The organism is Sphingobium sp. DN12 (assembly GCF_051058005.1).
Taxonomy (GTDB): Bacteria; Pseudomonadota; Alphaproteobacteria; order Sphingomonadales; family Sphingomonadaceae; genus Sphingobium; species Sphingobium yanoikuyae.
Genome location: NZ_CP173717.1, coordinates 3,907,410 through 3,933,672 on the forward strand (window position 1 = coordinate 3,907,410; position 26,263 = coordinate 3,933,672).

The 26,263-nt window shown below is 66.0% G+C and carries 21 protein-coding genes; 13 read left to right on the plus strand and 8 right to left on the minus strand.

Annotation, left to right across the window (positions count from 1 at the left end; all coding sequences use genetic code 11):
- Positions 1–14: 14 nt before the first annotated feature.
- Positions 15–521, plus strand: coding sequence for a DUF1993 domain-containing protein (locus ACI6S0_RS18530; RefSeq protein ID WP_010335739.1), 507 nt, complete (start codon positions 15–17; stop codon positions 519–521).
- Here the strand turns inward: ACI6S0_RS18530 and ACI6S0_RS18535 are convergent, their stop codons facing one another.
- Complete coding sequence (locus ACI6S0_RS18535; RefSeq protein WP_434403894.1) at positions 522–1,001, minus strand: hypothetical protein; 480 nt, start codon at positions 999–1,001, stop codon at positions 522–524.
- 85 nt (positions 1,002–1,086) lie between these two features.
- Between ACI6S0_RS18535 and gyrB the strand changes: the two genes are divergently transcribed.
- From gyrB to ACI6S0_RS18555, 4 genes are all read left to right on the plus strand, one after another.
- Entirely contained in the window at positions 1,087–3,594 is a 2,508-nt protein-coding gene (gene gyrB, locus ACI6S0_RS18540) for a DNA topoisomerase (ATP-hydrolyzing) subunit B (protein ID WP_278985141.1), read from the plus strand.
- 130 nt (positions 3,595–3,724) lie between these two features.
- Complete coding sequence (locus ACI6S0_RS18545; RefSeq protein ID WP_434403895.1) at positions 3,725–4,288, plus strand: DNA-3-methyladenine glycosylase I; 564 nt, start codon at positions 3,725–3,727, stop codon at positions 4,286–4,288.
- Positions 4,264–4,803: a COG3650 family protein gene (locus ACI6S0_RS18550; protein ID WP_434403896.1), complete on the plus strand. Its 540-nt coding sequence runs from the start codon at positions 4,264–4,266 to the stop codon at positions 4,801–4,803. The genes ACI6S0_RS18545 and ACI6S0_RS18550 overlap by 25 nt, the downstream gene beginning before the upstream one ends.
- Before the next feature lie 52 nt (positions 4,804–4,855).
- Entirely contained in the window at positions 4,856–5,599 is a 744-nt protein-coding gene (locus tag ACI6S0_RS18555; protein ID WP_434403897.1) for a DJ-1/PfpI family protein, read from the plus strand.
- A 34-nt stretch (positions 5,600–5,633) separates the two neighbouring features.
- Here ACI6S0_RS18555 and ACI6S0_RS18560 read toward each other — a convergent pair whose 3' ends face one another.
- Entirely contained in the window at positions 5,634–8,045 is a 2,412-nt protein-coding gene (locus ACI6S0_RS18560) for a ligase-associated DNA damage response DEXH box helicase (RefSeq protein ID WP_434403898.1), read from the minus strand.
- Between the two features lie 163 nt (positions 8,046–8,208).
- Between ACI6S0_RS18560 and ACI6S0_RS18565 the strand changes: the two genes are divergently transcribed.
- The 4 genes from ACI6S0_RS18565 (at position 8,209) to ACI6S0_RS18580 (ending at position 14,962) form a co-directional block, all read left to right on the plus strand.
- Positions 8,209–10,566 carry an arylsulfatase gene (locus ACI6S0_RS18565; RefSeq protein WP_434403899.1) on the plus strand — a complete coding sequence of 786 codons (2,358 nt, stop codon included), beginning with the start codon at positions 8,209–8,211 and terminating at the stop codon, positions 10,564–10,566.
- Positions 10,567–10,768: 202 nt separating this feature from the next.
- Complete coding sequence (locus ACI6S0_RS18570; RefSeq protein WP_434403900.1) at positions 10,769–12,109, plus strand: cystathionine gamma-synthase family protein; 1,341 nt, start codon at positions 10,769–10,771, stop codon at positions 12,107–12,109.
- On the plus strand, positions 12,109–13,041 hold the full coding sequence (locus tag ACI6S0_RS18575; protein WP_434403901.1) for a 2-hydroxyacid dehydrogenase: 933 nt from the start codon (positions 12,109–12,111) through the stop codon (positions 13,039–13,041). The genes ACI6S0_RS18570 and ACI6S0_RS18575 overlap by 1 nt, the downstream gene beginning before the upstream one ends.
- Positions 13,042–13,108: 67 nt before the next feature.
- Positions 13,109–14,962, plus strand: a complete 1,854-nt coding sequence (locus tag ACI6S0_RS18580; protein WP_434403902.1) for an AsmA family protein — start codon at positions 13,109–13,111, stop codon at positions 14,960–14,962.
- Between the two features lie 4 nt (positions 14,963–14,966).
- Here the strand turns inward: ACI6S0_RS18580 and ACI6S0_RS18585 are convergent, their stop codons facing one another.
- Positions 14,967–15,641, minus strand: a complete 675-nt coding sequence (locus ACI6S0_RS18585) for an HAD family hydrolase (protein WP_434403903.1) — start codon at positions 15,639–15,641, stop codon at positions 14,967–14,969.
- A 98-nt stretch (positions 15,642–15,739) separates the two neighbouring features.
- Between ACI6S0_RS18585 and ACI6S0_RS18590 the strand changes: the two genes are divergently transcribed.
- The 4 genes from ACI6S0_RS18590 to ACI6S0_RS18605 are packed head-to-tail and all read left to right on the plus strand — an operon-like array spanning position 15,740 to position 19,319.
- Complete coding sequence (locus ACI6S0_RS18590) at positions 15,740–16,852, plus strand: MlaE family ABC transporter permease (RefSeq protein WP_004209156.1); 1,113 nt, start codon at positions 15,740–15,742, stop codon at positions 16,850–16,852.
- Positions 16,852–17,727 carry an ABC transporter ATP-binding protein gene (locus tag ACI6S0_RS18595; protein ID WP_004209157.1) on the plus strand — a complete coding sequence of 292 codons (876 nt, stop codon included), beginning with the start codon at positions 16,852–16,854 and terminating at the stop codon, positions 17,725–17,727. Before ACI6S0_RS18590 ends, ACI6S0_RS18595 begins: the two co-directional genes overlap by 1 nt.
- Before the next feature lie 3 nt (positions 17,728–17,730).
- Positions 17,731–18,693: an MlaD family protein gene (locus ACI6S0_RS18600; RefSeq protein ID WP_004209158.1), complete on the plus strand. Its 963-nt coding sequence runs from the start codon at positions 17,731–17,733 to the stop codon at positions 18,691–18,693.
- Between the two features lie 11 nt (positions 18,694–18,704).
- Positions 18,705–19,319 carry an ABC-type transport auxiliary lipoprotein family protein gene (locus ACI6S0_RS18605; protein ID WP_434403904.1) on the plus strand — a complete coding sequence of 205 codons (615 nt, stop codon included), beginning with the start codon at positions 18,705–18,707 and terminating at the stop codon, positions 19,317–19,319.
- Positions 19,320–19,361: 42 nt separating this feature from the next.
- Here the strand turns inward: ACI6S0_RS18605 and pepN are convergent, their stop codons facing one another.
- From pepN to mnmG, 5 genes are all read right to left on the minus strand, one after another.
- Entirely contained in the window at positions 19,362–21,965 is a 2,604-nt protein-coding gene (gene pepN, locus ACI6S0_RS18610) for an aminopeptidase N (RefSeq protein ID WP_434403905.1), read from the minus strand.
- 82 nt (positions 21,966–22,047) lie between these two features.
- Positions 22,048–22,977 carry a ParB/RepB/Spo0J family partition protein gene (locus tag ACI6S0_RS18615; RefSeq protein ID WP_004209161.1) on the minus strand — a complete coding sequence of 310 codons (930 nt, stop codon included), beginning with the start codon at positions 22,975–22,977 and terminating at the stop codon, positions 22,048–22,050.
- Positions 22,974–23,756, minus strand: coding sequence for a ParA family protein (locus tag ACI6S0_RS18620; protein WP_004209162.1), 783 nt, complete (start codon positions 23,754–23,756; stop codon positions 22,974–22,976). Before ACI6S0_RS18620 ends, ACI6S0_RS18615 begins: the two co-directional genes overlap by 4 nt.
- The gene (rsmG, locus tag ACI6S0_RS18625) at positions 23,753–24,394 is read right to left on the minus strand and encodes a 16S rRNA (guanine(527)-N(7))-methyltransferase RsmG (protein ID WP_434403906.1); all 642 of its coding nucleotides are present in this window, start codon (positions 24,392–24,394) and stop codon (positions 23,753–23,755) included. The genes ACI6S0_RS18620 and rsmG overlap by 4 nt, the downstream gene beginning before the upstream one ends.
- Positions 24,391–26,241 carry a tRNA uridine-5-carboxymethylaminomethyl(34) synthesis enzyme MnmG gene (gene mnmG, locus ACI6S0_RS18630; RefSeq protein WP_434403907.1) on the minus strand — a complete coding sequence of 617 codons (1,851 nt, stop codon included), beginning with the start codon at positions 26,239–26,241 and terminating at the stop codon, positions 24,391–24,393. The genes rsmG and mnmG overlap by 4 nt, the downstream gene beginning before the upstream one ends.
- Positions 26,242–26,263 lie beyond the last annotated feature (22 nt).

Consider the following 26,263-nt stretch of genomic DNA (forward strand, 5'->3'; position numbering starts at 1 on the left):
GGAATCCTCGCAACGTGGCGACCGAACTTTACGACCTGACCGTACCCGCCTTCCTGCGCGGCCTGCGCGTCCTCTCCACCCTGCTCGACAAGGGCGCCGCCTTTGCCGCCGAACAGGGGATCGATCCCGCCACGCTGACCGGCGCCCGCCTGATAGAGGATATGCGCCCGCTGACCGCGCAGGTGCAGCTTGCCACCGACAGCGCCAAGGGCGCGGTCATCCGCATCGGCGAGCTGGAGCCCTTCCCCCTGCCCGACACGGAGGAGACGTTCGCCGACCTGCAGGATCGCATCGCCCGCACCATCGCCTTCCTGGAATCGGTGCCGCGCGACCGGATCGACGGGCGCGAGGAGGCGACCGTCACCCTCAAGACTTCGCGCGGTGAATTTTCCTCCACCGGGCGCAGCCATGTGCTGACCTTCTCGCTACCCAATTTCTATTTCCACCTGACGACCGCCTATGCCCTGCTGCGCCAGGCCGGCGTGCCGCTGGGCAAGCTGGATTATCTGGGCGGGCTGTAATCAGCCCGCCACCAGCCGGACATAGGCGCTGGAGACCCAGCCGCTGACGCAGGGACCGGCATAGGCCTGTTTGCGGTCGACCGGTTCGCGCACGCCGCAATCGGTCGGCATCGCGCCTTCAGTCACTGGCGGCGGGATCACCACGCCCAGCCATTTCTGGTCGATGCTGCGGGTGCAGACATGCACCCGTGCGCCTTCGGCCAGCTGCGCCAGCGCCTTCGCCTCGGCAAAAGGCGCGGACCGGACGCTCAATCCCTGCGGCCCGACACGGGTCGCCTGTCCCATCGCGCCGCAGGCGTCGAGCCGGGGGCCATCCTCGCCGATCGTCACCGGCCGGGCCAGGGTCGCCTCGATCCGGGTTTCGGGCATCGCTTCGCGCGGGGCGCCGGCCAGCGAGCTGTTGGGCAATTCGTCGGCCACTTCGCTGCTGCGCGAGCAGGCGGAAAGCAGCATCAGGGCAAGGATCGGGACAACACGCATGAGCGCCTGATAAACCGCCCCAAAGCCGGGTGGAAGCCGCCATGTTTCGCTTTAGTTTCGAGGCGCCATTCCCTATATGCTGGGTATGAGCGACGAACAGCAGAACAGCCCCAACAGCAATGAATATGGCGCCGACAGCATCAAGGTGCTGAAAGGCCTCGACGCCGTGCGCAAGCGGCCCGGCATGTATATCGGCGACACCGACGACGGGTCGGGCCTGCACCATATGGTGTTCGAGGTCAGCGACAATGCGATCGACGAGGCGCTGGCCGGCCATTGCGACCGGATCGTCATCACGCTCAACCCCGACAACAGCGTCAGCGTCGAGGATAATGGCCGCGGCATCCCGACCGGCATCCACAAGGAAGAAGGCGTGTCGGCGGCCGAGGTTATCATGACCCAGCTGCACGCGGGCGGCAAGTTCGAGAACACGTCGGACGACAATGCCTATAAGGTATCGGGCGGCCTGCACGGCGTGGGCGTCTCGGTGGTGAACGCCCTGTCCGAATGGCTGGACCTCAACATCTGGCGCGACGGCAAGGAACATTGGATGCGCTTCGCCTATGGCGATGCCACCGCGCCGCTCAAGGTGATCGGCGATGCGCCGGAGGGCAAGAAGGGCACGCGCGTGACCTTCCTCGCCTCGACCGAGAAGGTGCCGGGCGATGGCGGTACGTTCAAGAACCAGACCGAATATGATTTCGACAAGCTGGAGCATCGCTATCGCGAGCTGGCTTTCCTCAACAGCGGCGTGCGCCTGTTCCTGGTCGATGCGCGCCATGAGGAGAAGAAGGAAGTCGAGCTTTATTATGAGGGCGGCATCGCGGCCTTCGTCAAATATCTCGACCGCAACAAGAATGCGCTGATGCCCGATCCGATCGCGATCGCCGGCACCCGCGACGATGTGACCATCGACGTCGCGCTGGAGTGGAACGATTCTTACTACGAGAATGTCCTCTGCTTCACCAACAACATCCCGCAGCGCGATGGCGGCACGCACTTGGCCGCGTTCCGCGCCGCGCTGACCCGCACCCTCAACAGCTATGCCGAAAAGACCGGCCTGCTGAAGAAGGAGAAGGTGAGCCTCACTGGTGAGGATATGCGCGAAGGCCTGACCGCGATCGTCTCGGTCAAGCTGCCCGATCCCAAATTCAGCTCGCAGACCAAGGACAAGCTGGTCAGTTCCGAAGTGCGCCAGCCCTTGGAAAGCCTGATGGCCGACAAGATGGCCGAATGGCTGGAAGAAAATCCCGGCCACGGCAAGATGATCGTCCAGAAGGTGATCGACGCCGCCGCCGCCCGTGAGGCGGCCAAGCGTGCGCGCGAACTGACCCGACGCAAGGGCGCGATGGACATCGCCTCGCTGCCCGGCAAGCTGGCCGACTGCCAGGAGCGCGATCCCGCCAAGTCCGAACTCTTCCTGGTCGAAGGTGACTCGGCCGGTGGTTCGGCCAAGCAGGGGCGCAATCGCCACAATCAGGCGATCCTGCCCTTGAAGGGCAAGATCCTGAACGTCGAGCGCGCACGCTTCGACAAGATGCTGTCGTCCAAGGAAGTCGGCACGCTGATCCAGGCGATGGGCACCGGCATTCGCGACGATTTCAACCTGGACAAGCTGCGCTACCACAAGATCGTCATCATGACCGACGCCGACGTCGACGGCGCGCATATCCGCACGCTGCTGCTGACCTTCTTCTATCGCCAGATGCCGCAGATCATCGAGGCAGGCCATCTCTTCATCGCCCAGCCGCCGCTCTACAAGGCGAGCCGTGGCCGGTCAGAAGTCTATCTGAAGGACGAAGCCGCGCTGGAGCAATATCTGGTCGACAATGGCGTCGACACGATGGCGCTGGAAACCACCGGCGGCGCCCGCACCGGCGACGATTTGCGCAGCCTGATCGACCATGCCCGCCGCATGCGCGCGGTGATGCGCTATGTGCCGCGTCGCTACGACCCGGCGATCATCGAAGCGCTGGGCCTGACCGGCGCGCTCGATCCCGAACTGTCCGAGGCGCAGCTGGCCGAACGGCTGGCAACCGCCGTCGCCTGGATCGCCTCGCATGATCCCGAGGGCAAATGGACCGGCCGCATCGCCGAGGGCGGCGGCTTCCATTTCGAGCGGCTGTGGCGCGGCGTGACCGACCATCATGTCATCGAACATGGCTTCCTGGGCTCGGCTGAGGCGCGCAAGCTGCACGGCACCGCCAGCGAAGAGGCGGAAAGCTATGCCAAGGGCAGCCGCCTGGTCTCGGCCAAGGCCGTCGCCGCGCAGGATGAACTGGGCGAGGACGAATTGCCGGCGGTTTCGGCCAAGGGCGTCAACATCTCACGGCCCAGCGAATTGCTGGAAGCGATCCTGTCGGCCGGCCGCAAGGGCCTGTCGATCCAGCGCTACAAGGGTCTGGGCGAAATGAACGCGGAACAGCTGTGGGAAACCACGCTGGACCCGGACAATCGCTCGATGCTGCGCGTCGAGGTGGAACAGGCCGACGTCGCCGACGAAATCTTCACCAAGCTGATGGGCGACGTGGTCGAACCGCGCCGCGAATTCATCCAGGACAATGCGCTGAACGTCGCCAACCTGGACGTTTGATCTTTCTTTCTCCCTCGTCATCCCAGCGCAGGCTGGGATCTCTTTTCTTTTTGGGACGAAGGAAAATAGGGATGATGAAGTGAGTCACGTGCCTCACTTCATCCTTCGCTGGCATGACGTTGGGTGAGAGATGAATAAAGTCGTATTGCCACGCTGCAGCTGGGTGGGACCGGACCCACTCTACCAAAGCTATCATGACGAAGAATGGGGCGTGCCCCAGCATGATTCGCGCATGCTGTGGGAAATGCTGATGCTGGAGGGATTCCAGGCGGGGCTCAGCTGGATCACCATCTTGCGCAAGCGTGAGGGGTTTCGCGCCGCCTTTGCCGGGTTCGATCCGGACAAGGTCGCCGCCTTCGGTCCCGACGATGTCGAACGGCTGATGGCCGATCCCGGCATCGTGCGCGCCCGTGCCAAGATCGAGGCGACGATCAGGGGCGCGCAAATCTATCGCGCGATGCGCGACGCCGGCGAGGATTTCGCCGCCTATGTCTGGTCCTTCGCGCCCGAAGGGCCGATCATCGGCGACGGCCAGACCTTCCCGACCCAGACGCCGCTGTCGGAGGCGATCTCCAAGGATCTGAAAAAGCGCGGCTTCAAATTCGTCGGGCCGACCATCGTCTATGCCTGGATGCAGGCGATCGGCATGGTTGACGATCATGCCGTCCATTGTTTCCGGCGGGCCGGCGCGTGAAAGTGACGGCGATGGTGACAGGGCTGCTGGCCCTCACCGCCTGCTCGGGCGATCCGGTGCCGCCGAACCGGAGCGACAATCGCGCCGACAATGCGATCGCCAACGCCGCCCCGGCGCTCAACCAGACGATCGTTGCCAATGAGAATGGCGCGCCCGAACCGGCCCCTGCCCCAACGGCACAACCGGTCGCCGCCACTGTTTCCCGTGAAACACCCGCCGCCCCTCCTCCCCCTGAGGAGTATCGCGCGATCGGCACCGAGCCTTTCTGGGCGGTGATCGTCAATGGATCGGTCGCGACCTTGCAGCGGCCCGATCATCGTCCGCAGCGCTATCCCGTCACCCGCACCGATGATCCCCGCGCCATCCGCTTCATCGGCGATGGCTTTGCCATGACGGTGACCGAAGGGCCGTGCAGCGACGGGATGAGCGACGCCATCTGGTCCGACCGGGTGCAGCTTTCCTTCGGCGAAGGCGTGCTGAAGGGCTGCGGCGGCTACAAGGACGGCGGCGAATAGGCGGGATCGCCGCCATCACTCGTCTAACCCCGCAAACAGGGAGCATGTGACGATGAGCGACCAGCCAAAAGCCGATGTTGCGCGGCGCAACTTTCTCCTGACCGCCGGAATCGCGCTCGCCGCGACCGGCACGACTGCATCGGCGCAACTTTCCGTGCAGCCGCCGGTGCCGCCGAGCGGGCCGAAGAAGAAGCTGGGCATGGTCCTGTTCGACGGGTTCGAGCTGCTCGACGTGTTCGGCCCGCTGGAAATGTTCGGGATGCTGAAAGACCGGGTCGAGATCGTCATGATCGCCGACAAGGCCGGACCAGTGCGCAGCGGCGCCGGGCCGCAGACGATCGCCGATCATGGCTTTGCCGATGCGCCCAAGCTCGACATCGTGATGATCCCCGGCGGCCTTGGCACCCGGCGGGAGGTGAATAACCCCGATTTCCTCGCCTCCGTCCGCACATTGGCGCAGGATACGCCGCAGGTGGCGACCATCTGTACCGGATCGGGCCTGCTGGCGAAGACCGGGCTGATCGACGGGGTGAAGGCGACCAGCAACAAGATGGCCTGGGCCTGGGCGACGGCGCAGGGGGCCAAGGTCGCCTGGATCCCCCATGCCCGCTGGGTGGAGGATGGCAAGTTCATCTCCTCCTCCGGCATTTCGGCGGGGACCGACATGGCGCTGGGCCTGATCGCCAAGCTCTATGGCAAGGAGATGGCCCGCTGGGTCGCCAACCGCACGGAGTATCGCTGGCAGGAGGATGCCAGTGACGATCCCTTTGCGCGATTGAACGGGCTGCCGGGGTAGGCCATCTTACATTCCGTTGGGACGGTCGCCCCCCTCAGTCCGCGCGCATGGCCTCCGCCACCAGCGCCTCGGCCTCGATCAGCAGCGCATCCTCGGCATCCTGCTGCGCCACCTGTTCGCGGCCGATCAGGATCAGGAGCGGCACGGCCAGCGGGCTGACCCGGTCGAGCGGCACATGCAGCATGGTCGACGCCGCCCGGTCAATGAGGTCGCCCAGCCGCCCGACATCGGTCATCCGTGCGCGGGCATCGGCCCAGGCAGCCTTGAGCAGCAGATGGTCGGGCTGATATTTGCGCAGCACGTCATAGATGAGGTCGGTGGAAAAAGTGACCTGCCGCCCGGTCTTGCGCTTGCCGGGATGCTGGCGCTCGATCAGGCCGGAGATCACGGCGACATCGCGAAAGGCGCGCTTCAAGAGGCTCGACTGCTCGACCCAGTCGACAAATTCATGGTCCAGGATATCGGCGGAAAACAGGCTCTGCGGATCGGTCACGGGCTTTAGCCCATAGACCGCCAGCGCATAATCGTTCGACACGAAGCCCAGCGGCATCAGCCCTTGGCTCTCCATCCGCCGGGTCAGCAACATGCCGAGCGACTGGTGCGCGTTCCAGCCCTCGAAACTGTAGCAGACCATATAATGGCGCCCCTCATGCGGGAAAGTTTCGACCAACAATTGCCCCGGTTGCGGCAGGGCGGAACGGGCGCGCTGCACCTCCAGCCATTCGCGCACATCGTCGGGAAAGCGGTGCCAGGCGTCGGGTTCGGCCAGGAAATGGCGCACCCGGTCGGCCAGCCGGGTCGACATCGCCATGCGGGTGCCGCCCCAGCTGGGGATGCGCGCGGTCTTGGCTGTCGCGCGGACCACCAGGTCGCTGGTGTCCATCCGCACCACCTCCAGCGCCATGCCGGAGAAGAAGAAGCTGTCGCCCGGCCGCAAGGTGGCGGCAAAGCCCTCCTCCACCGTGCCGAGCTTGCGCCCATTGGCGAAGCGCACTGCGAGTGCGGGCTGATCGACGATGATGCCGGCATTCATCCGGTGCTGCTGGATGAATTTGGGGTGCGACACCCGCCATGTGCCGTCCGCCTCGCGCACCAGCCGCTTGAACCGGTCATAGGCGCGCAGCGCATAGCCGCCGCCCTCGATGAAATGCAGCACATGGGCAAAGCCCTCGTCGGTCAGCGCGCTATAGGGGGTGGCGGAGCGGATTTCGGCCAGCAGATCCTCTTCGCGAAACGGCCCGGCACAGGCGATCGCCATCACATGCTGGGCCAGCACGTCGAGCGCGCCCGGGCGGAAATCATCGGCGTCCCGCTCGCCCGCCTCGACTGCGTCCAGTGCCGCCCGCGCCTCCAGATATTCGAAGCGATTGCCGGGAATCAATATCGCCTCCGACGCCATGTCGAGCCGATGATTGGCGCGGCCGATGCGCTGGAGCAGGCGCGAGCTGCCCTTGGGCGCCCCCATCTGGATCACGCAGTCGACATTGCCCCAGTCGACGCCGAGGTCCAGCGAAGCGGTCGCCACCAGCGCGCGCAGCTTGCCCGCCGCCATCGCCGTCTCGACCTTGCGCCGCGCCTCGATCGACAGGCTGCCATGATGGATGGCGATCGGCAGATTCGCGTCATTGACCGACCATAATTCCTGAAAGATGAGTTCGGCCAGGCCGCGCGTGTTGCAGAAGACGAGCGTGGTCTGCCGCGCCGCGATCTCCGCCATCACCTGGCTGGCGGCATATTTGCCCGAATGGCCCGACCAGGGCACCCGCCCCTCCGGAATCAGGATGGTGACGTCCGGCTCGGCCCCCGCCTCCCCCAGCACCGGCGTCACCGCATCGATATCGCCATCGGGCGCCAGCCAGGCGCGATAGGCATCGACATCGGCCACGGTCGCGGACAGCGCGACCCGGCGCAGCTCCGGGTTGATCGCCTGCAACCGCGCCATCGACAGGTTGAGCAGGTCGCCGCGCTTCTGCGTGGCAAAGGCATGGACCTCATCGACGATGACGGTGCGCAGATGTTCGAACAGCAGCGCCGCGTCGGGATAGCTCAGCAGCAGCGACAGGGATTCGGGTGTGGTCAGCAGGATGTGCGGCGGCCGCACCCGCTGCCGCGCCTTGCGATCCGACGGCGTATCGCCGGTGCGCGTCTCCACCCGCACGGCCAACCCCATTTCCTCGATCGGCGTCAGCAGGTTGCGCCGCACATCGACCGCCAGCGCCTTCAAGGGCGAGACATAGAGGGTGTGCAGCCCATCGGCGGGATGGGCGATCAGGTCGGAAAGCGTCGGCAGGAAGCCGGCCAGCGTCTTCCCCGCCCCGGTCGGCGCCACCAGCAGCGCATGCTCCCCCCGGTGCGCCGCCGCCAGCATATCCATCTGATGCCGCCGCACCCGCCAGCCGCGCGATGCGAACCAGTCGGTGAGGATGGGAGGAAGCGCGGGTGGCATTGGGGGAGATGTAGGGGCTGTGGCGGATGGGGGGAAGTGGTGCATGCGTTCACCCCGCTCATCGGGCATCAAGCATCGAGCATCGGGGGAAACCCCAATAGCCAATATGGCCGTCCCGACTAGGCTTCGCTCCATCACGTCCATCGCGAACGAGGATAGCAGCATGTCGACCCGCAAGAGCCCGCCCGCACTCAACCGCTATGTCCTGCCGATCCCGGAGCGCGTGCCGCCGCACGACACGCCGATGAACGCCAAGGAGGCGCAGAGCCCGCCGGCCAAGGAGTTCCTGCGCCCGCCGGCCGGCGCGCCCAATGTGCTGATCGTGCTGATCGACGACATGGGCTTTGGCGCCAGCAGCGCCTTTGGTGGCCCGTGCCTGATGCCCAATGCCGAGCGGGTGGCAAAGGACGGCATCCGCTTCACCCGCTTCCACACGACGGCGCTCTGTTCGCCGTCGCGGCAATCGATGCTGTGCGGGCGCAACCATCATACGGTGAACATGGGCGGCATCACCGAAGTGGCGACCGCCATGCCCGGCAACACCGGCCTGCGCCCCGACAGCTGTGCGACGATCGCCCAGATCCTCAAATATAATGGCTACAGCACCGGCGCCTTTGGCAAGATGCACCAGACGCCGACCTGGGAAACCAGCCCGTCCGGCCCGTTCGACCATTGGCCGTTCGGCGACGGGTTCGAGAAATTCTATGGCTTCCTGGGCGGTGACTGCAATCAATATGCCCCGCCGCTGGTCGACGGCCTGACCCCGATCGAGCCGCCCAAAAGCATTGAGGAAGGCTATCACCTGACCGAGGATCTGGTCGATCAGGTCATCAAATGGACCGGATCGCTGCAGACGTTTACGCCGGACAAGCCCTGGTTCACCTATCTGTCGTTCGGCGCCACCCATGCGCCGCACCATGTGCCCAAGGAATGGGTCGACAAGTACAAGGGCAAGTTCGACCACGGATACAACAAGCAGCGCGAAATCACGTTCGAAAAGCAGAAGGAGCTGGGCGTCATCCCCAAGGATGCCGAACTGACCGTGCCGACCGAATGGCTGCCCGAATGGGACGAGTTGACCGACGACGATCGCAAGGTGTCTTGCCGGCTGGCCGAGACCTATGCCGCGTTCGCCACGCATGTCGACCATCATGTCGGCCGGCTGCTCGACACGCTGGAGGCACGCGGCGTGCTGGACGACACGCTGGTCATCTATATCCTGGGCGACAATGGCGCGTCCGCTGAGGCGGGGCCTTACGGCACCTTCAACGAAATGGCATACCAGAATAGCGTCGGCATGACGACGGCGGACATCCTGCCGCGCCTGGACGAGATTGGCGGCCCCAATTCCTTCAATCACATGCCCTCTGGCTGGGCGCATGCGATGAACACGCCCTATCAGTGGAGCAAGATCGTCGCATCGCACTGGGGCGGCACCCGTGTCGGCATGACGATGCGCTGGCCGGAGAAGATCAAGGCGAAGGGCGAGTTGCGCCACCAGTTCCACCATCTGATCGACATCGCGCCGACCATCCTGGAACTGGCCGGCGTGCCCGCGCCCGATTTCGTCAATGGCATCCAGCAAAAGCCGCTGGAAGGCGTCAGCATGGCCTATCTGTTCGACGAGGCCGAGGCGGAGGACCGGCACACGACGCAATATTTCGAGATCGGATGCAATCGCGGCATCTATCATGAAGGCTGGACCGCCGTGACGATGCACCGCCTGCCCTGGCCGGACGAGCGGGAAAAGGTGGGCGAGATCGAGGACGACACATGGGAGCTCTATGGGCCGGACGACTGGACCCAGGCGCATAATATCGCGGACAAGAATCCCGAGATGCTGCGCAAGTTGCAGGACCGGTTCCTGATCGAGGCGACCAAGTACAACGTCCTGCCGCTCGACCCGCGCCAGCGCGAACGCTTCGACGCCCGCGTCGCCGGCCGACCGGACCTGCTCAACGGCCGCACCTCGATGACCTTCCTGCCGGGCATGACCCGGATGAACGAGAATACGGTCCCGAACGTCAAGAACACCAATTTCACCGTCACCGCGAAAGTGGAACTCGGCGCGGAGCCGACCAATGGCGCGATCGTTGCGCAGGGCGGCAAGTTCGGCGGCTGGTGTTTCTACATGAAGGACGGCGTGCTTTCCTATGCCCATAACTGGGTGGGCCTAGAAACCTTCACCGTGCGCGCGGACAAGCCGCTGGGTGAGGGCAGTTACGAACTGCTGCTCGACTTCGAATATGATGGCGGCGGCGCGGGCAAGGGCGGCACCGTCACCTTCAAGGCGAACGGCAAGGCGATCGGCACGGGGCGGGTGGAAAAGACCGTTCCGGCCATCTTCTCCTTCGACGACTTCATGGACATCGGCCAGGACAATGGCGAGCCGGTGGTGGAGGATTATGGCCCGACCGGCGGCACCTTCACCGGCACGATCGAAATGGTCCGGATCGACCTCAACGGCGAATCCCACCATGACCATGATCTGTCGCTGAAGGCGAAATACGCCAAGCAATAAGAGGCGATGCCGGCGCACGGGGACATGCTGCCCCGTGCGCCGGTGCCTTTGTGGACCGAGATTCCGTCTATTTTGTTCGAAACAATCATACCCCGACAAGAAAGATTATATCACTCTCCGCTGGCCCCCCGCCCCGCTCCTGCGTTACAGTCCCGCCATCCATGAGCGGCACAGCAGAGGCCGCCAGACGCAGGAGAATGACATGACCGGCGAAACCCCGCCCCCCGTCACCGAGGCCGACCTGACCGGCGTCGAGCCGCCCCATAATCGCCGCCGCCCCAAGACGCCGATCCTGGAGATTGACGGCCGCAAGCTGAAGCCCGCGACCCTGATGATGGGCCATGGCTATGACCCAACCCTGTCCGAAGGATCGCTGAAACCCCCGATCTTCCTCACCTCCACCTTCGCCTTCGAGAGCGCGGCCGCAGGCAAGCGCCATTTCGAGGGGGTGACCGGCATCCGGCCCGGCGGCGCCGAGGGGCTGGTCTATTCGCGCTTCAACGGCCCCAACCAGGAAATCGCCGAGGACCGGCTGTCGGTGTGGGAGGAAGCGGAGGATGCCCTGCTCTTTTCCAGCGGCATGTCGGCGATCGCCACCACCCTGCTCGCCTTGGTGCAGCCGGGCGACGTGATCGTCCATTCCGCCCCCCTCTATGCCGCGACCGAATCGCTGATCGGCCGGATTCTCGGTCGTTTCGGGGTGCAGTGGCTCGATTTCCCCGCCGGCGCGACCGAGGCCGAGATTGGCGCGGTGATCGAGAAGGCCAAGGGGCTGGGCCGCGTCGCCATGCTCTATCTGGAAAGCCCGGCCAACCCGACCAATGTGCTGGTCGATCTGGAGGCGGTGGTCGCGCGGCGCGATACGCTGTTTGCGGGCGAGGATCATGTCCCGCCGATCGCGATCGACAATACCTTCCTGGGGCCGCTGTGGCACCGGCCGATCAACCATGGCGCCGACCTCGTCATCTACAGCCTCACCAAATATGCCGGCGGGCATAGCGATCTGGTCGCGGGCGGCGTGCTCGGCTCCAATGCCCTCATCAACAGCATTCGCCTGATGCGCAACACGATCGGCACGATCCTCGACCCGCACAGTGCCTGGATGCTGTTGCGCAGCCTGGAGACGCTGGAATTGCGGATGAGCCGCGCCGGCGAGAATGCACAGAAGGTCTGCACCTGGCTGAAGGACCAGCCGCAGGTGGAGAAGGTCGTCTATCTCGGCTTCCCCGAGACCGAGCGGCAGGCCGACATTTATCGCCGCCACTGCACCGGCGCCGGCTCCACCTTCTCGCTCTATCTGAAAGGTGGCGAGGCCGAGGCCTTCGCCTTCCTAGATGCGCTCAAGATCGCCAAGTTGGCGGTGAGTCTGGGCGGTACCGAGACGCTGGCCAGCCATCCCGCCGCGATGACCCATTTGTCGGTGCCGGCCGAGCGCAAGAAGGCGCTGGCGATCGGCGACAATATGGTGCGCATCTCGATCGGCTGCGAGGATGCCGACGATCTGATCGCCGACTTCGCCCAGGCGCTGAAGGCGATAGGATAATGGTCCATCTGCGCCCGGTCATCCTGATCGCCCAGCCCCATCTGGCGCCGCTGCTGCCGATCCTGGCGATGCAATATGACGTCATGGGGCTATGGGAGGAGGCCGGGCGCGCCCGCCTTGCCGAGGCGGAGATAGTGGTGACGGCTGGCGAGTTCCGGCTCGATCCCGCTATGCTGGCGACGATGGACCGGCTGCGGCTGATCGCCTGCTTCACCGTCGGCTATGACGGGGTCGACCTCGACTGGGCGCGGGCGAACAATATCGCCGTCAGCCATGCAGGCGACGCCAACGCGGAGGATGTCGCCGACCATGCGATCGGCCTGATCCTGGCCCATCGGCGCCAGATCGTCAGCGGCGACCGGGCGCTGCGCGCAGGCGAATGGCTGCCCGGCGGCAAGACCATCACCCGCTCGATCGCCAGCGCCCGGCTGGGCATCGTCGGCATGGGCAGCATCGGCATCGCCATCGCGGCGCGCGCCGATGCCCTGCGCATGACGACCCACTGGTGGGGACCGCGCGACAAGCCCGGCCTCGCCTGGCCGCGCAGCGAGAGCCTGGAAGCGCTGGCGGCCGAAAGCGACATATTGGTCGTCGCGGCGCGGGCGACCGACGACAATCGCGGCATGATCTCCGCCGCGATCCTCGATGCGCTTGGCCCCGACGGCCTGCTCGTCAATGTCGCGCGCGGGCAGCTGGTGGACGAGGATGCGCTGATCGATGCCCTGCGCGCCGGCCGGCTGGGCGGTGCGGCGCTTGACGTCTATGCGCAGGAACCGACCGATCCGGCGCGCTGGGCCGATGTGCCGAACTGCATCCTCACCCCCCACACCGGCGGCGCGACCGACGCGGCGGTGGCGCAGATGGCGCAGATGCTGCTCGCCAATATCCGCGCCTTCGTGGCGGAAGAACCGCTGCCCAATCGCGTGCTCTGAACCAAGCCGCAACGCCGCGCGTTGAGCGCCGACACGGCCGACCGGGCCGGACGGGAGAGCGATGCGGATGGCCAGCGGGGCAAAAGGATGGGTGGTGCGTGGGCTGGTGGGCCTGATCCTGCTTTGCGCGATCCTGCTGCTGGCGCTCGCCGCCTTTCCCTGGGGCTGGATGAAGGGGCCGATCGAGCGCCGCCTGTCCGACCGTATCGGCAAGCCGGTGACGATCGGCGCGATGGCGCGGGCGGACAGCCTGTCCTTCCACCCCGTCGTCACCCTGCGCGACCTGCGCGTGCCGCAACCCGGCTGGGTCAGGCCCGCTTTGCCCGACCTGGCCCGGATCGGCGAGATCCGCGCCGGCTTTTCGGTCTGGGGCCTGCTGACCGGCGGGCCGGTGCTGGAGCGACTGGAAGCGCGGCGCGCCCGGCTCCATTTCTATCGCGACGCGCAGGGCCGCGAGAATTGGAGCGGCGAGCGCAGCAAGGGCAGCGATCGGCGCGGCGGCCGTCCGGCGCTGCACAGCCTGACCGTCGCCGACAGCCGCATCGCCTATCGCGACGACAAGCGCGGGCGATCGGTCGATGCCGCGCTGACGGTCGATCCGCGCGGCCTGCGCCTGTCGGGCAACGGCGATGTGCGCGGCCATGCCGTGATCGTCACCGCGACCGGCGGCCCGATCCTCGACAGCCGGCCGGGCCAGCGCTGGCCATTCGACGCGGCGATCAGTGGCGATGCGGTCGGCTTCACCCTGAAAGGCACGATGGATGGCCCGCTCGACATCGGCCATCTGCGCGGCGAAGCGACCGCCCATGGCACCGACCTCGCCCTGCTCGACGCCATCATCGAGGCCGGCCTGCCCGGCACCCAGCCGGTCCGCCTGACCGCGCGGGTCACGCGCGACCGGCCAGACTGGATCGTCGAGGGGCTGAAAGGCACGATCGGCCGGTCCGACATTGCCGGCCACGCCATCATCCGCAAACGCGACGGCCGCACCCGGATCGACGGCGCGCTCAGCGCCGACCGCTTCGATTTCGACGATCTGTCGAGCAATGCCGGCAAGGCGAAGGCGGCGGCCAAGCGCGCGCAGCTCGGACCGCGGCTGATCCCCGATACGGCGATCGACCTCGCCACCGTCGATCACACGGACGGCAAACTGGACCTCCAGGTCCGGCAATTGCTGTGGCCCGGCCCCAGCCCGTTCCGCTCGCTCACTGGCACGATCAGCCTGGAACGCAGCCGGCTGTCAGTCGAACCGCTGACGCTGGGCCTCACACGCGGCACGCTGTCCGGCCGGATCGGCGTCGATCAGCGCGACGGCGGCCCCCTGCTCGACATCGCCATGGCGATGCGCGGCGCACGGCTGCTCGATTTCTTCCCCGACGCCCGGATCGACGGCGCCCTGGTCGGCCGGGTCGCGATCAAGGGACGGGGCAGAACCATCCGTCAGGCGCTGGGCACATCGACCGGCACGATCGCGCTGGTCGCCCGCGACGGCCGCATCCCGGACCGCACCGCCGCGCTGATGGGGCAGGATGTCGGCCGCGGCCTGACCCTGTCGAAGCGGAAGGAGGCCGTCCTGCGCTGCATCATCACCCGGCTGGATGTGCGCGACGGGATCGCCCGGCCGGGTCCGGTGCTGATCGACACCTCCCGCGCCCAGACCCATGCCACCGGCACGATACGGCTGTCGGACGAGCGGCTGGCGCTGGCACTGAATGGGGTTCCCAAGCAGGACAGCCTGTTGCGGCTGAAGGGCAGCGTGCCGGTCGGCGGCACGATCAAGACCCCCGATATTCAGCTGCCCAGGGACGCCCGTTCGGCCAAGGGCATAATCCGGATGATCGGCGATGCGATCGGCGGCGAGAAACGGCCGACCGTGGGCGACGCCGATTGCGATGCGCTTGCCCGCACCGCGATGCGCTGATCCCTTAGCTCCAGTCCACCCGCGTCCAGCCGCGCTCGGCCGCCAGCCTGGCGAGCGGCGGGTGCGGGTTGGACGCGAAAGCCTCGTCGGCGAAATCCAGCATCGGCGCGTCCGATACATGGTCGGAATAGGCGCGGATATGCGCCTGGCTGCGGTCGATCGCCTCGGCCGCCATCCACGCCTTGATCATCCGCAGCTTGCCGGTGTCGTAGCAATTCTCGCCGGAAATCTTGGCACGGACATAGGGCAGATCCTGCCCGACATGGTCAGTCGCGATCACCGTGTCGAAGCCCAGCCGCCGCGCGATCGCCTCGACATAGAGGCGGTAGGAGGCGGTGGCGAGCACCAGCCGATAACCGGCCGCGCGATCCTTGGCGATCTGCTCCAGCGCGCCGGCGCGCACATTCTTCGCCATCACCTTGTCGGCATAGCTTTCGATATGCGGCTGCAACTTCGCCCGGTCGGCGCGGCCGCCGATCATCAGCCACTGGTTGGTTTCCTTGAGCGTCTGGCGGCTGATCAGCTTCACCACATAGGCCAGCATGACGAAGGGAATGAGCGGCAGGAAGATCAATCGCCAGGGCGCCATATGGGCGGCCACATGGATGAGAAAGCCGGTATAGGTGCCCGAAAAGGTCACCGTGCGGTCCATGTCGTAAATCGCCAACCTGTATGTCATGCCGTGTCCGAAACTTTTATCCCTGCCCGTCGTTCTGTCTGGCGGATGGGCCGTTTCGGCTTGCCGCGCAACCGATAATGGACCACTAATCCCTCCACATGAACAAAGCCGCTGATCTCGTTGAGGAAAGCCGCGACGACGGCGGCAAGGTCATACGCCTGTCCGGCACCTGGTCGATCGCCTGTCTGCACGACATGCCGAACCGGCTGGATGCCATTTCCGGCCCGGTCGCCAGCATCGACGTCGCCGATATCGATCATATGGACACGATCGGCGCCTGGACCATCCATCGCACCGCCAAGCGGCTGGAAACCGAAGTGTCCGGCGGCAGCACGGACTGCAAGCGACTGATCGGCGCGGTCGGCAAGATCGACGAGCCGGTCGATATCCGCCCGACCTATGTTTCCCCCTTCAACCGGGTATTGGGCCAGATCGGCGAGGCGGTGATCAATTCCGTCAACACGCTGGTCGGCCTGCTCGGCTTCTTTGGCGGCGTGCTGGTCACGGTCTGGGGCCTGATCCGCCATCCCAGCCGCTTCCGCATCAATGCCGTGGTCCAGCGGTTCGAGGTGGTCGGCGTCTCGGCGCTGGGCATCATCGGCCTGATGAGCTTCCTGATCGGCATCGTCATCGCCCAGCAGGGCGCGGTCCAGTTGCGCCAGTTCGGCATGGAGATGCTGACCATCAACCTGGTCGGCCGCCTCACCTTCCGCGAACTGGGCGTGCTGATGACCGCGATCATGGTCGCCGGTCGTTCCGGCTCGGCCTTTGCGGCCCAGCTCGGCACGATGAAGCTGACCGAGGAGGTCGACGCGATGCGCACCATCGGCGTGTCGCCGATGGAAGCGCTGGTGCTGCCCCGCACCCTGGCGGTGGTCGTGATGATGCCATTGCTCGGCTTCTATTCCTCGATCATCGCAATCATCGGCGGCGGCTTCCTGTGCGCCGTGTCGCTCGATATTCCGCCGATCACCTTCGTCCAGCGCCTGCGCGAAGTGGTGCCGATCCACGATCTGTGGGTGGGCCTGATCAAGGCGCCCGTCTTCGGCCTCATCATCGGCATCAGTGGCTGTTTCCAGGGCATGCAGGTCAAGGCCAATGCCGAGGAAGTCGGCCTGCGCACCACGGCGGCCGTGGTCCAGGCGATCTTCCTGGTGATCGTGCTCGACGCCTTCTTCGCCGTCTTCTTCACCTGGGTGGGCTGGAACTGATGACCACCGATGAACGCCAGGCCAAGGAAGAGCGGATCGAACGCGCGGTCGCGTCCGACGACATCGCCATTTCGGTGCGCGGGCTGAAAAACAGCTTCGGCGACCAGACCGTCCACGAAAATCTCGACCTCGACGTGCGCAAGGGCGAGATATTGGGCGTGGTCGGCGGATCGGGCACCGGCAAGTCGGTGCTGATGCGGTCGATCATCGGCCTCCAGGTGCCTGACGAGGGCGAAGTCCATGTCTTTGGCGAGGATATGGTCGGCCGGCTGGACGATGACGAGGCTCTGGCGATCCGCAAGCGCTGGGGCGTGCTGTTCCAGGGTGGCGCGCTCTTCTCGACCCTGACCGTGGCCGAGAATGTCGAAGTGCCGATCCGCGAATATTATCCCAATATCGGCCCGGTGCTGCGCGACGAGATCGCCGCCTACAAGATCCGCATGACCGGCCTGCCGGCCGAGGCCGGCCCCAAATATCCGGCCGAATTGTCGGGCGGCATGAAGAAGCGCGCCGGCCTGGCCCGCGCCCTGGCGCTGGACCCGGACCTCTTGTTCCTCGACGAGCCGACCGCCGGCCTCGACCCGATCGGCGCGGCCGCATTCGACGACCAGACGCGCAAGTTGCAGGAAACGCTGGGCCTCACCGTCTTCCTCATCACCCATGATCTCGACACCCTCTATTCGATCTGCGACCGTGTCGCGGTGCTGGCCGACAAGAAGGTGATCGCGGTCGGGACGATCGACGAATTGCTGGCGCTCGATCACCCCTGGATTCAGGAATATTTCAACGGTCCGCGAGGCCGCGCCGCAACCGCGGCGGTCACGCGCGAACGCGGCAAGGCCGCTGCCGAAAAACAAGCGGACGGAAGGCAATAGGATATGGAAACCCGGTCCAATCATGTGCTGGTCGGCGCGGTCACGCTGCTGCTGCTGGCCGCCATCATGGCGGCGGCCTTCTGGTTCTCGCGCCTGTCGCAGGGCGACAACAAGGAATATGACATCTTCTTCAAGCAGTCGGTGAACGGCCTCGCCAAGGGTTCGGGCGTCAATTATTCCGGCGTTCCTTCCGGCCAGGTCGAGAAGATCGAACTGTGGAAGCGTGATCCCAGCTTCGTGAAGGTGCGCATTTCGGTGAAGGACGGCACCCCGGTGCTGCAGGGCACGACCGCGACCATCGCCGGCGTGGGCTTCACCGGCGTCAGCGAGATCGTGCTGGACGGCGCGGTCAAGGGCGCGCCGCCGATCCTCTGCCCGGCCGAGAATATCACGTCGGCCTGCCCCGACGGTGTGCCGGTGATCCCGACCAAGCCGGGTGCGCTGGGCGAACTGCTCAACAATGCGCCGCAGCTGCTGGAGCGGCTGTCGACCCTGACCGAGAAGCTCACCGAGCTGCTCAATGACAAGAATCAGCAGTCGATTGCCGGCATCCTTGCCAATCTCGACCGGGTGACCGGATCGCTGGCCGATCGCAGCCCGGAAATCGCCGCGACCCTCGCCGAAGCGCGCATCGCGGTGCAGCGCACCGGCGTCGCCGCGCAGCAGATTGGCGAGCTGGCCGCGACCACCAACGGCCTGATCAACGACGAAGGCCGTCCGCTGATGGCCGACCTGCGCAAGAGCGTCGCCTCGGCCAGCCGCAGCATCGACACGCTCGACAAGACCATCGCCGAAGCGCAGCCCGGCGTGCATGCCTTCAGCAACCAGACCATGCCGGAAGTGAACCGCCTGGTTCGCGACCTGCGCGAAATGTCGCGCGCCTTCCGCGGCGTCGCCGAAAAACTCGACCAGCAGGGCGCGGGCTCGATCGTCGGATCGCCCCAGCTGCCCGACTATAAGCCATGAAAGGGAGCCGGATGATGGTCCACAAGAAACTGGGTGGCGCATCGCTGGCGCTGGCCGCTGCAATCGCCCTGTCCGGCTGCGTCTCGATCGGCAGCAAGCCGCCGCAGCAGTTGCTGACGCTCGACGCCGCGCACAAGGTGCCGACCGGCGCGCAGAGCAATGCCGGCGGTGGCCGCAGCCTGATCATCGTCGATCCCGAAGCCGCGCGCGTCATCGACACGGTGCGCGTGCCGGTGCAGGTGACGCCGACCTCGGTCGCCTATGTCACCAAGGTGCAATGGGCCGAAACGCCCCGCCATCTGTTCCGCCGCCTGCTGGCCGAAACCGTGTCGGCAACCACCGACCGGATCGTGCTCGATCCCGGCCAGTTTTCCGGTGACGGCGGCCAGCGCCTGAGCGGCGAGCTGATCAGCTTCACCATCGACCAGGCCAGCAACAATGCCGTCGTCACCTTCGACGCGGCACTGATGACCCCGGCCGGCGTCGCCATCGCCCGCCAGCGCTTCACCGCCAGCGCGCCGGTCGGCGGCAAGATCGACGCAAATACAGTGGGTGCGCCGCTCAACAGCGCCGCCAACAAGGTGGCGACCGACGTGGCCGCCTGGGTCGCCGCGCAAAAGGATTGATGGCCCGGCCGGGGTTTGAACGCCCCGGCCGCCGCCTTTTCCTTATCCCTCCAGGCTCTTGCTCGCCTGCTCGGTCACGTCCTTGGACAGGCCGGGCTCGTTCAGGATGCGCTGCAATTCCGCCCGCATCAGTGCGGCGCGGCCTTCGTCGAAGCGCTTCCAGCGGCCGAGCGGCGGCACCAGCCGCGCCGCCGTCTGCGGATTGAGCTTGTCGAGCGCGATGATGCAGTCGGCGACCAGCCGATAGCCCTTGCCCGACTTGTGGTGGAACGCCCATTGGTTGCCGGCAAAGGCGCCATAGAGCGATCGCACCCGGTTCGGGTTATTGAGCGTGAACGCCTTGTGCTGGCCCAGCTCTGCAACCAGCTCCACCGTATCGGGATGGAAGGCGAAGGCCTGGGTCTGGAACCATTTGTCCAGCGTCAGCGCGTCGTCGCTGTAGCGATTGTAGAAGATGTCGAGCGCCGCCTCCCGCTCAGGGCTGGTGCCGCTTGCCAGCGTCGCCAGTGCCGACTGGCGTTCGGTCATGTTGTCGGCCTCGCTATACTGGGCATAGGCGATCGCCGGGCCATCCTCCGCGCCCGAGGCGACCAGATAGAGCAGCGCGACATTGCGCAGCTTGCGCGCGCCCTTGGCGGCCGGGGAGACCGCAAAGCCGTTCGCCTTGGTCCTGGCATGGATATCCCGCCACAGCGGCTCCAGATCGGCGCCCAGGCGCGTCTGGAGGGCGTCGCGGGCGGCATGGATCGCGTCCGGGTCTACCTGCTTCATCTGGTCGCCCAGATAGGCTTCGCTCGGCAGGCGCACAGCCTCCGCAACGAAGGCGGGGTCGAGCAGCGGATCGGTGATGGTGTTGCGCACCGCGTCGACCACCGCGCTCACATCGACGCTCTGGCCCGCCACCTGGCCGACCAGCACATTGACCATCAGCTGCTGCATCGCCTCATAACGGGCGAAGGGATCATCATCATGCGCCGACAGGAAGGCCAGGTCGGCCTGGCTGCGATTGGTCTCGACGATCACCGGCGCGGAAAAGCCGCGGTTGATCGACAGGATCGGCAGGCTGGCGAAATTGTCGAACGTGAAACGCTGCTGCGCCTCCGTCAGCATCAGCAACTGGTCACCATGATGGCTGCCGGTCGCCGGATCATAGAGCGCGACGCGCAGCGGGATCGCCATCGGCCGCTTGTCGGGCTGGCCCGGCGTCGCCGGCACGCTCTGTTCCAGCAACAGTTCTGCCGTGCGGCTGACCGGATCATGGCTCAGCAGCGCGCGGACATGGGGCGTGCCCGCCTGCTCATACCAGCGGCGGAACTGGCCAAGGTCGATCTCGCCGCCCTCTTCCATCGCACGGACGAAATCCTCACACGTCGCCGCCTCGCCATCATGCCGGTCGAAATAGAGGTCGGTGCCGGCGCGGAACCGCTCCGCGCCCAGCATCAGCGCCATCATGCGGATCAGCTCGGCGCCCTTGTTATAGATGGTCGCGGTGTAGAAGTTGCTGATTTCCATGTAGGATTCGGGCCGGACCGGATGCGCCAGGGGGCCTGAATCCTCCTGGAACTGGGCCGCGCGCAGGATGCGCACATCCTCGATCCGCTTGACCGCATGGCTGCCCATGTCGGCCGAGAAATTCTGGTCGCGAAAGACGGTGAAGCCTTCCTTCAGCGACAGCTGGAACCAGTCGCGACAGGTGACGCGATTGCCCGACCAGTTGTGGAAATATTCATGCGCCACCACGCCCTCGACACCATCATAGTCGATGTCGGTCGCGGTCTCCGGATCGGCCAATATGTAGCGCGAATTGAAGATGTTGAGGCCTTTATTCTCCATCGCGCCGAAATTGAAGTCGGCGACCGCGACGATGTTGAACACGTCCAGATCATATTCGCGGCCATAGACGCGCTCGTCCCAGGCCATGCTGTTCTTGAGCGCCTGCATCGCATGGTCGGTGCGCGGCAGGTCGGCCTCGCGCACCCAGATGCCCAGCGCCACTTCGCGCCCGCTCATCGTCACGAACCGGTCGGCGTTGCAGGCGAGGTCGCCGGCCACCAGCGCGAACAGATAGCAGGGCTTGGGGAAAGGATCATTCCACAGCGCCCAATGGCGGCCGCCCTCCAGATCGCCCTGCTCGACCGGATCGCCATTGGCGAGCAGGATCGGGTAGCGCGCCTTGTCGGCGGTCAGCTTCACGCTGTAGCGCGACAGAATATCCGGCCGGTCGGGGAAGAAGGTGATGCGGCGGAAGCCCTCCGCCTCGCACTGGGTGCAGAGCAGCCCGCCACTGGCATAAAGGCCCATCAGCTTGCTGTTGCTCTCGGGCGCCAGCTCGACCAGCACCTCGACCTTGTGCGTCGCGCCGCTGAGCGGCACAACCAGCGCGCCGGCCTCCAGCGTCCATTCCGTTTCGTTGAGGGTGCGGCCGTCGACCTTCACCGCCAGCGGCACCAGCCCGTCACCGTCCAGCCGCAGCGGCCGGTCATGGTCGCCATTGCGCGCCACCGACATGTCGGACCAGACCCGCGTCCGCGCGGCATCCAGGTCGAAGTCGAGGGCGATGTCGGGGATCAGCCAGTCGGGCACGCGATAATCGGCGCGGCGGATGATGGCGGGGGCGGCGGCTTGGGTGGATTGGATATCGGCCATGGCACCAGCCTAGTGCCTGATTCTGTGAGGGGGAAGCGCTTTGCACGTCCCCCTCATCCAGAACCGAACCGATGCGGCGTTTTTAGATCCGCTCGCCCGACAGGCGCTGGCACAGCATGTCCAGCTGGTCGAGGGTCGAATAGCGCAGCGACAATGTGCCTGGCCCCTCACCGCTATCGGCAATCTCGACCTTCAGGCCAAGAATATCGGCCAGATGCTGCTCCAGTGCCGCGATATCGGCATCCTTGCCGCCGGGAGTTGCGCCGCGCGACTTGGGCTCGGCATCCTCGCCCTTCTTGGTCTTGCGCACCAGTTGCTCGGTCTCGCGGACCGAAAGCCCCTTCTGCTCGACCATCAACGCCATCGATTCGCAGCCCGGCACGCCGATCAGCGCGCGGGCATGGCCCATGCTGATCCGCCCGTGCGACACCGCCTGCTGCACCGGATCGGGCAGGTCGAGCAGGCGCATCAGATTGGCGATATGGCTGCGCGACTTGCCGACGATCCGGCCCAGCGCTTCCTGGCTATGATGGAATTCGCCGATCAGCTTGCGATAGGCCTCGGCTTCTTCGATCGGGTTGAGATCCTCGCGCTGGATATTCTCGACCAGCGCGATTTCCAGCGTTTCCTGCTCGTCGAAGTCGCGCACGATCGCCGGGATGCGATGCAGCTGCGCCTTCTGCGCCGCGCGCCAGCGCCGCTCGCCCGCGACGATCTGGAAACCGCCGCCGTGCGGACGCACGATGATCGGCTGGATCACCCCGCGCTTGGCGATGCTGTCAGCCAGTTCCTGCAGCGCGTCCTGGTCGAAATGGCGGCGCGGCTGTTCGGGGTGCGGCTGGATCAGCGCAACCTCGATATTCTGCACAGCCTTGCTCGACGGCGCGGCGCTGTTGGCGCTCGCTGCCACCGGCTCTTCCCGGCTCACATCCCCCAGCAATGCCGACAGGCCGCGGCCCAGGCCGTGCGGCCGCTTTACCGGCTTCTGCTTTTCCCCAATCTCGTCGCTCAAGCCGCTACCTCCTGCCGGGGAAGACGCGCGATCAATTCGCGCGCCAGACGCATATAGGCTTCCGACCCCGAACAGCGGAAATCATAGATGAGCGCCGGCACGCCATGGCTCGGCGCCTCGGACAGGCGCACATTGCGCGGAATGACGGTGGTGAAGACAAGGTCGCCCAGCACCGCGCGCACATCGTCGGCGACCTGATCGGTCAGCCGGTTGCGGCGGTCATACATGGTCAGCGCCACGCCCAGGATCGACAGGCCGGTGTTAAACCGGCTGCGGATGCGCTCGACCGTCTGCAACAGCTGCGACAGACCCTCCAGCGCAAAGAATTCGCACTGCAACGGCACCAGCAGCGACTGCGCGGCGACCATCGCATTGACCGTCAACAGGCCGAGCGAAGGCGGGCAGTCGATCAGGCAGATGTCCCAGCGGCCGGCCGGTGCTTCAGCCAGGACCCGTTCCAGCCGATGGGTGCGCTGCTCATAGTCGATCAGCTCGATCTCCGCCCCGGACAGGTCCTGGGTCGCCGGGATCAGGTCCAGCTTGGGCACGCGGGTAGTGACGACCGCCTCGTCCAGTTCGCAATTGCCGACCAGCAGATCATAGCTCGACCGTTCGCGATCGGCATGATTGACGCCCAGCCCGGTCGAGGCATTGCCCTGCGGATCGAGATCGACCAGCAACACGCGCAGCCCCGTCGCGGCCAGGCCGGTCGCCAGATTGATAGCCGTGGTGGTCTTGCCGACTCCGCCCTTCTGATTGGCGATGGCGATACAAATCATCCTCGACCCTTCTTTTTGACAGGTTTGACGGATCGCGCGACGATGATGGCGCTGTCGGCGTCGGTCACGCTGCGTTCCACATGAAACGCACCTTGCCATGCCGGACGCGCGGTCTCCAGTTCATTCTGCGCATTTCGTCCCTTGGGCAGCACCCAAATCGTCTTTTCATCGGACAGATGCTGGGCCGACTGGAGCAATTTGGGCAGCGGCGCATAGGCGCGGGCGCTGATGACGGCGGACTTGGTCGGCGGCGCGACCTCGACCCGCCCGCCAAAGACGGAGGCGTTGGTCAGCCCCAGCTCCGCGATCACATCATTGAGGAAGTCGATCCGCTTGCGGCGCGATTCGACCATGATCAGCGGCCGGTCGGACATGCTGGCGACGACAACGCCGGGCAGGCCGGCGCCCGAGCCGAGGTCCATCCATGGCCCCTCCCCCGCATCCTTGGCATGCAGAAGCAGCTGGGCCGAGTCGACGATATGCCGCGCCCAGACATGGGGCCGGGTCGATTCGGCGATCAGATTTTGCTCATCCATGGCGGACAGCAAAAGCGACACATAGCGCTCCAGCCGATCCCATGTTTCACGTGGAACACCAAAATGCGCGTCGAGCCAGGCCCGCGCTTCGTCTTCGGTCATGCTGCCTTCCGCCGCACATGGACAAGGATGGCGGCAAGCGCCGCCGGAGTGATGCCGCGGATACGGCCCGCAGCAGCCAGCGTGTCGGGACGGGCGCCGTCCAGCCGCTCGATCATCTCGGTCGACAGGCCGCCGACACTGGCAAAGTCGAAGTCCGCCGGAATCGCCACGCGCTCATCCCGACGCAGGGCGGCGATCTCGGCATCCTGTCGTTCGAGATAGGGCGCATAATGGGCGTCCTCCGAAATTTCGGCGCGCAGATCGGCGGGCGCCTCCGCTAGGCTCGGCGCCAGCGTCACCAGCAGTTCTGCCTGCACTTCGGGGAAGCGCGCCCATTCGAACAGGCTGCGCCGCGCGCCATCCTGCCGCACACTCGCCCCTGCCCGCGCCATCTCGGTCGCGGTAAAGGGTTGCGCCAATTCCGCTTCGATCGCGGCACGCGCACTGGCCCGTGCGGCAAAGCGCGCAGCCCGATCCGGACCAATGATGCCATGGGCCAAGCCGATCTCGCCCAGCCGCGTCTCGGCATTGTCGGCGCGCAGCCGCAGGCGATATTCGGCCCGCGCGGTCAGCATGCGATAGGGTTCGGTCACGCCCTGCAACACCAGATCATCGATCATCACGCCGATATAGGAGCTGGCCCGGTCGAGGATCATCGGCGCCTCGCTCCGTGCCCGCGCCGCGGCATTGGTGCCGGCGACCAGCCCCTGGGCGGCCGCCTCCTCATAGCCGGTCGTGCCATTGATCTGCCCCGCGCAGAAGAGGCCGGACAGCGCCCGCACTTCCAGGCTGGCATCCAGCGCGCGCGGATCGATATGGTCATATTCGACCGCATAGCCCGGCACGACGATCTCCGCCTGCTCCAGCCCGCGCATCGACCGGATCATCGCCCGCTGCACATCGGCCGGCAGCGAGGTGCTGATGCCATTGGGATAGACCAGCGCATCGTCCAGCCCTTCGGGCTCCAGGAAGATCTGATGGCCGTCGCGATCGCCGAAGCGGATCACCTTGTCCTCGATCGACGGGCAATAGCGCGGCCCCCGCCCCTCGATCGCGCCACTGAACAAAGGCGATCGCCCCAGCCCTTCGCGGATGATCGCATGCGTCCGTTCGTTGGTGCGGGTGATGGCACAAGCCAGTTGCGGCAGCGGCCGATGATCCGACAATGGCGACATGGTCCAGCCCTCGCCGTCCGACGCCTGCTCCTCCAGCACCGCCCAGTCGATGGTGCGGCCGTCAATGCGCGGCGGCGTCCCGGTCTTCAGCCGCCCGATCGGCAGGCCGATCTCGCGCAACTGCACGCCCAGCGCGGTTGCCGCCCGCTCGCCAGTGCGACCGCCGACATCCACATCCTCACCCCGGAACAGCTTGCCGCCCAGGAAGGTGCCGGTGGCCAGCACGACCGAGGGCGCCTCCAGCGTCCGGCCATCGGCCAGCGCCAGACCGGCCACCGCGCCCTCGTGGACGATCAGGCCGATCGCCTCGCCCTCGACGATCTCCAGCCCCGCCTGGGCATCAAGCATCTGGTGGATCGCCGCCTTGTAGCGCTTGCGGTCGGCCTGCACGCGCGGCCCCTGCACCGCCGCGCCCTTGCTGCTGTTGAGCATGCGATAATGGATGGCACCGGCGTCAGCGGCGCGGCCGATCAAGCCGTCGAGCGCATCCACTTCACGGACCAGATGGCCCTTGCCCAGACCACCGATCGCCGGGTTGCAGGACATGGCGCCCACGGTCGCCCGCTCGAAGGTGAGCAGCGCCACCGCTGCGCCCTTGCGCGCTGCCGCAGCGGCCGCCTCGCAGCCGGCATGGCCGCCACCGACCACGATCACATCATAGCTTGTTCGCATGGCGGCCCCATATCAGATTCAA

Coding starts and splice junctions, on each gene's coding strand:
- ACI6S0_RS18555 (WP_434403897.1), top strand. CDS start 4,856: ATGAGCGACCAGCCAAAAGCCGATGTTGCGCGGCGCAACTTTCTCCTG.
- ACI6S0_RS18600 (WP_004209158.1), top strand. CDS start 17,731: ATGGAAACCCGGTCCAATCATGTGCTGGTCGGCGCGGTCACGCTGCTG.
- ACI6S0_RS18575 (WP_434403901.1), top strand. CDS start 12,109: ATGGTCCATCTGCGCCCGGTCATCCTGATCGCCCAGCCCCATCTGGCG.
- ACI6S0_RS18620 (WP_004209162.1), bottom strand. CDS start 23,756: ATGATTTGTATCGCCATCGCCAATCAGAAGGGCGGAGTCGGCAAGACC.
- pepN (WP_434403905.1), bottom strand. CDS start 21,965: ATGGCCGATATCCAATCCACCCAAGCCGCCGCCCCCGCCATCATCCGC.
- ACI6S0_RS18590 (WP_004209156.1), top strand. CDS start 15,740: ATGAACAAAGCCGCTGATCTCGTTGAGGAAAGCCGCGACGACGGCGGC.
- ACI6S0_RS18585 (WP_434403903.1), bottom strand. CDS start 15,641: ATGACATACAGGTTGGCGATTTACGACATGGACCGCACGGTGACCTTT.
- rsmG (WP_434403906.1), bottom strand. CDS start 24,394: ATGACCGAAGACGAAGCGCGGGCCTGGCTCGACGCGCATTTTGGTGTT.
- gyrB (WP_278985141.1), top strand. CDS start 1,087: ATGAGCGACGAACAGCAGAACAGCCCCAACAGCAATGAATATGGCGCC.
- ACI6S0_RS18560 (WP_434403898.1), bottom strand. CDS start 8,045: ATGCCACCCGCGCTTCCTCCCATCCTCACCGACTGGTTCGCATCGCGC.
- ACI6S0_RS18605 (WP_434403904.1), top strand. CDS start 18,705: ATGATGGTCCACAAGAAACTGGGTGGCGCATCGCTGGCGCTGGCCGCT.
- ACI6S0_RS18535 (WP_434403894.1), bottom strand. CDS start 1,001: ATGCGTGTTGTCCCGATCCTTGCCCTGATGCTGCTTTCCGCCTGCTCG.
- ACI6S0_RS18565 (WP_434403899.1), top strand. CDS start 8,209: ATGTCGACCCGCAAGAGCCCGCCCGCACTCAACCGCTATGTCCTGCCG.
- ACI6S0_RS18545 (WP_434403895.1), top strand. CDS start 3,725: ATGAATAAAGTCGTATTGCCACGCTGCAGCTGGGTGGGACCGGACCCA.
- ACI6S0_RS18580 (WP_434403902.1), top strand. CDS start 13,109: ATGGCCAGCGGGGCAAAAGGATGGGTGGTGCGTGGGCTGGTGGGCCTG.
- ACI6S0_RS18570 (WP_434403900.1), top strand. CDS start 10,769: ATGACCGGCGAAACCCCGCCCCCCGTCACCGAGGCCGACCTGACCGGC.
- ACI6S0_RS18595 (WP_004209157.1), top strand. CDS start 16,852: ATGACCACCGATGAACGCCAGGCCAAGGAAGAGCGGATCGAACGCGCG.
- mnmG (WP_434403907.1), bottom strand. CDS start 26,241: ATGCGAACAAGCTATGATGTGATCGTGGTCGGTGGCGGCCATGCCGGC.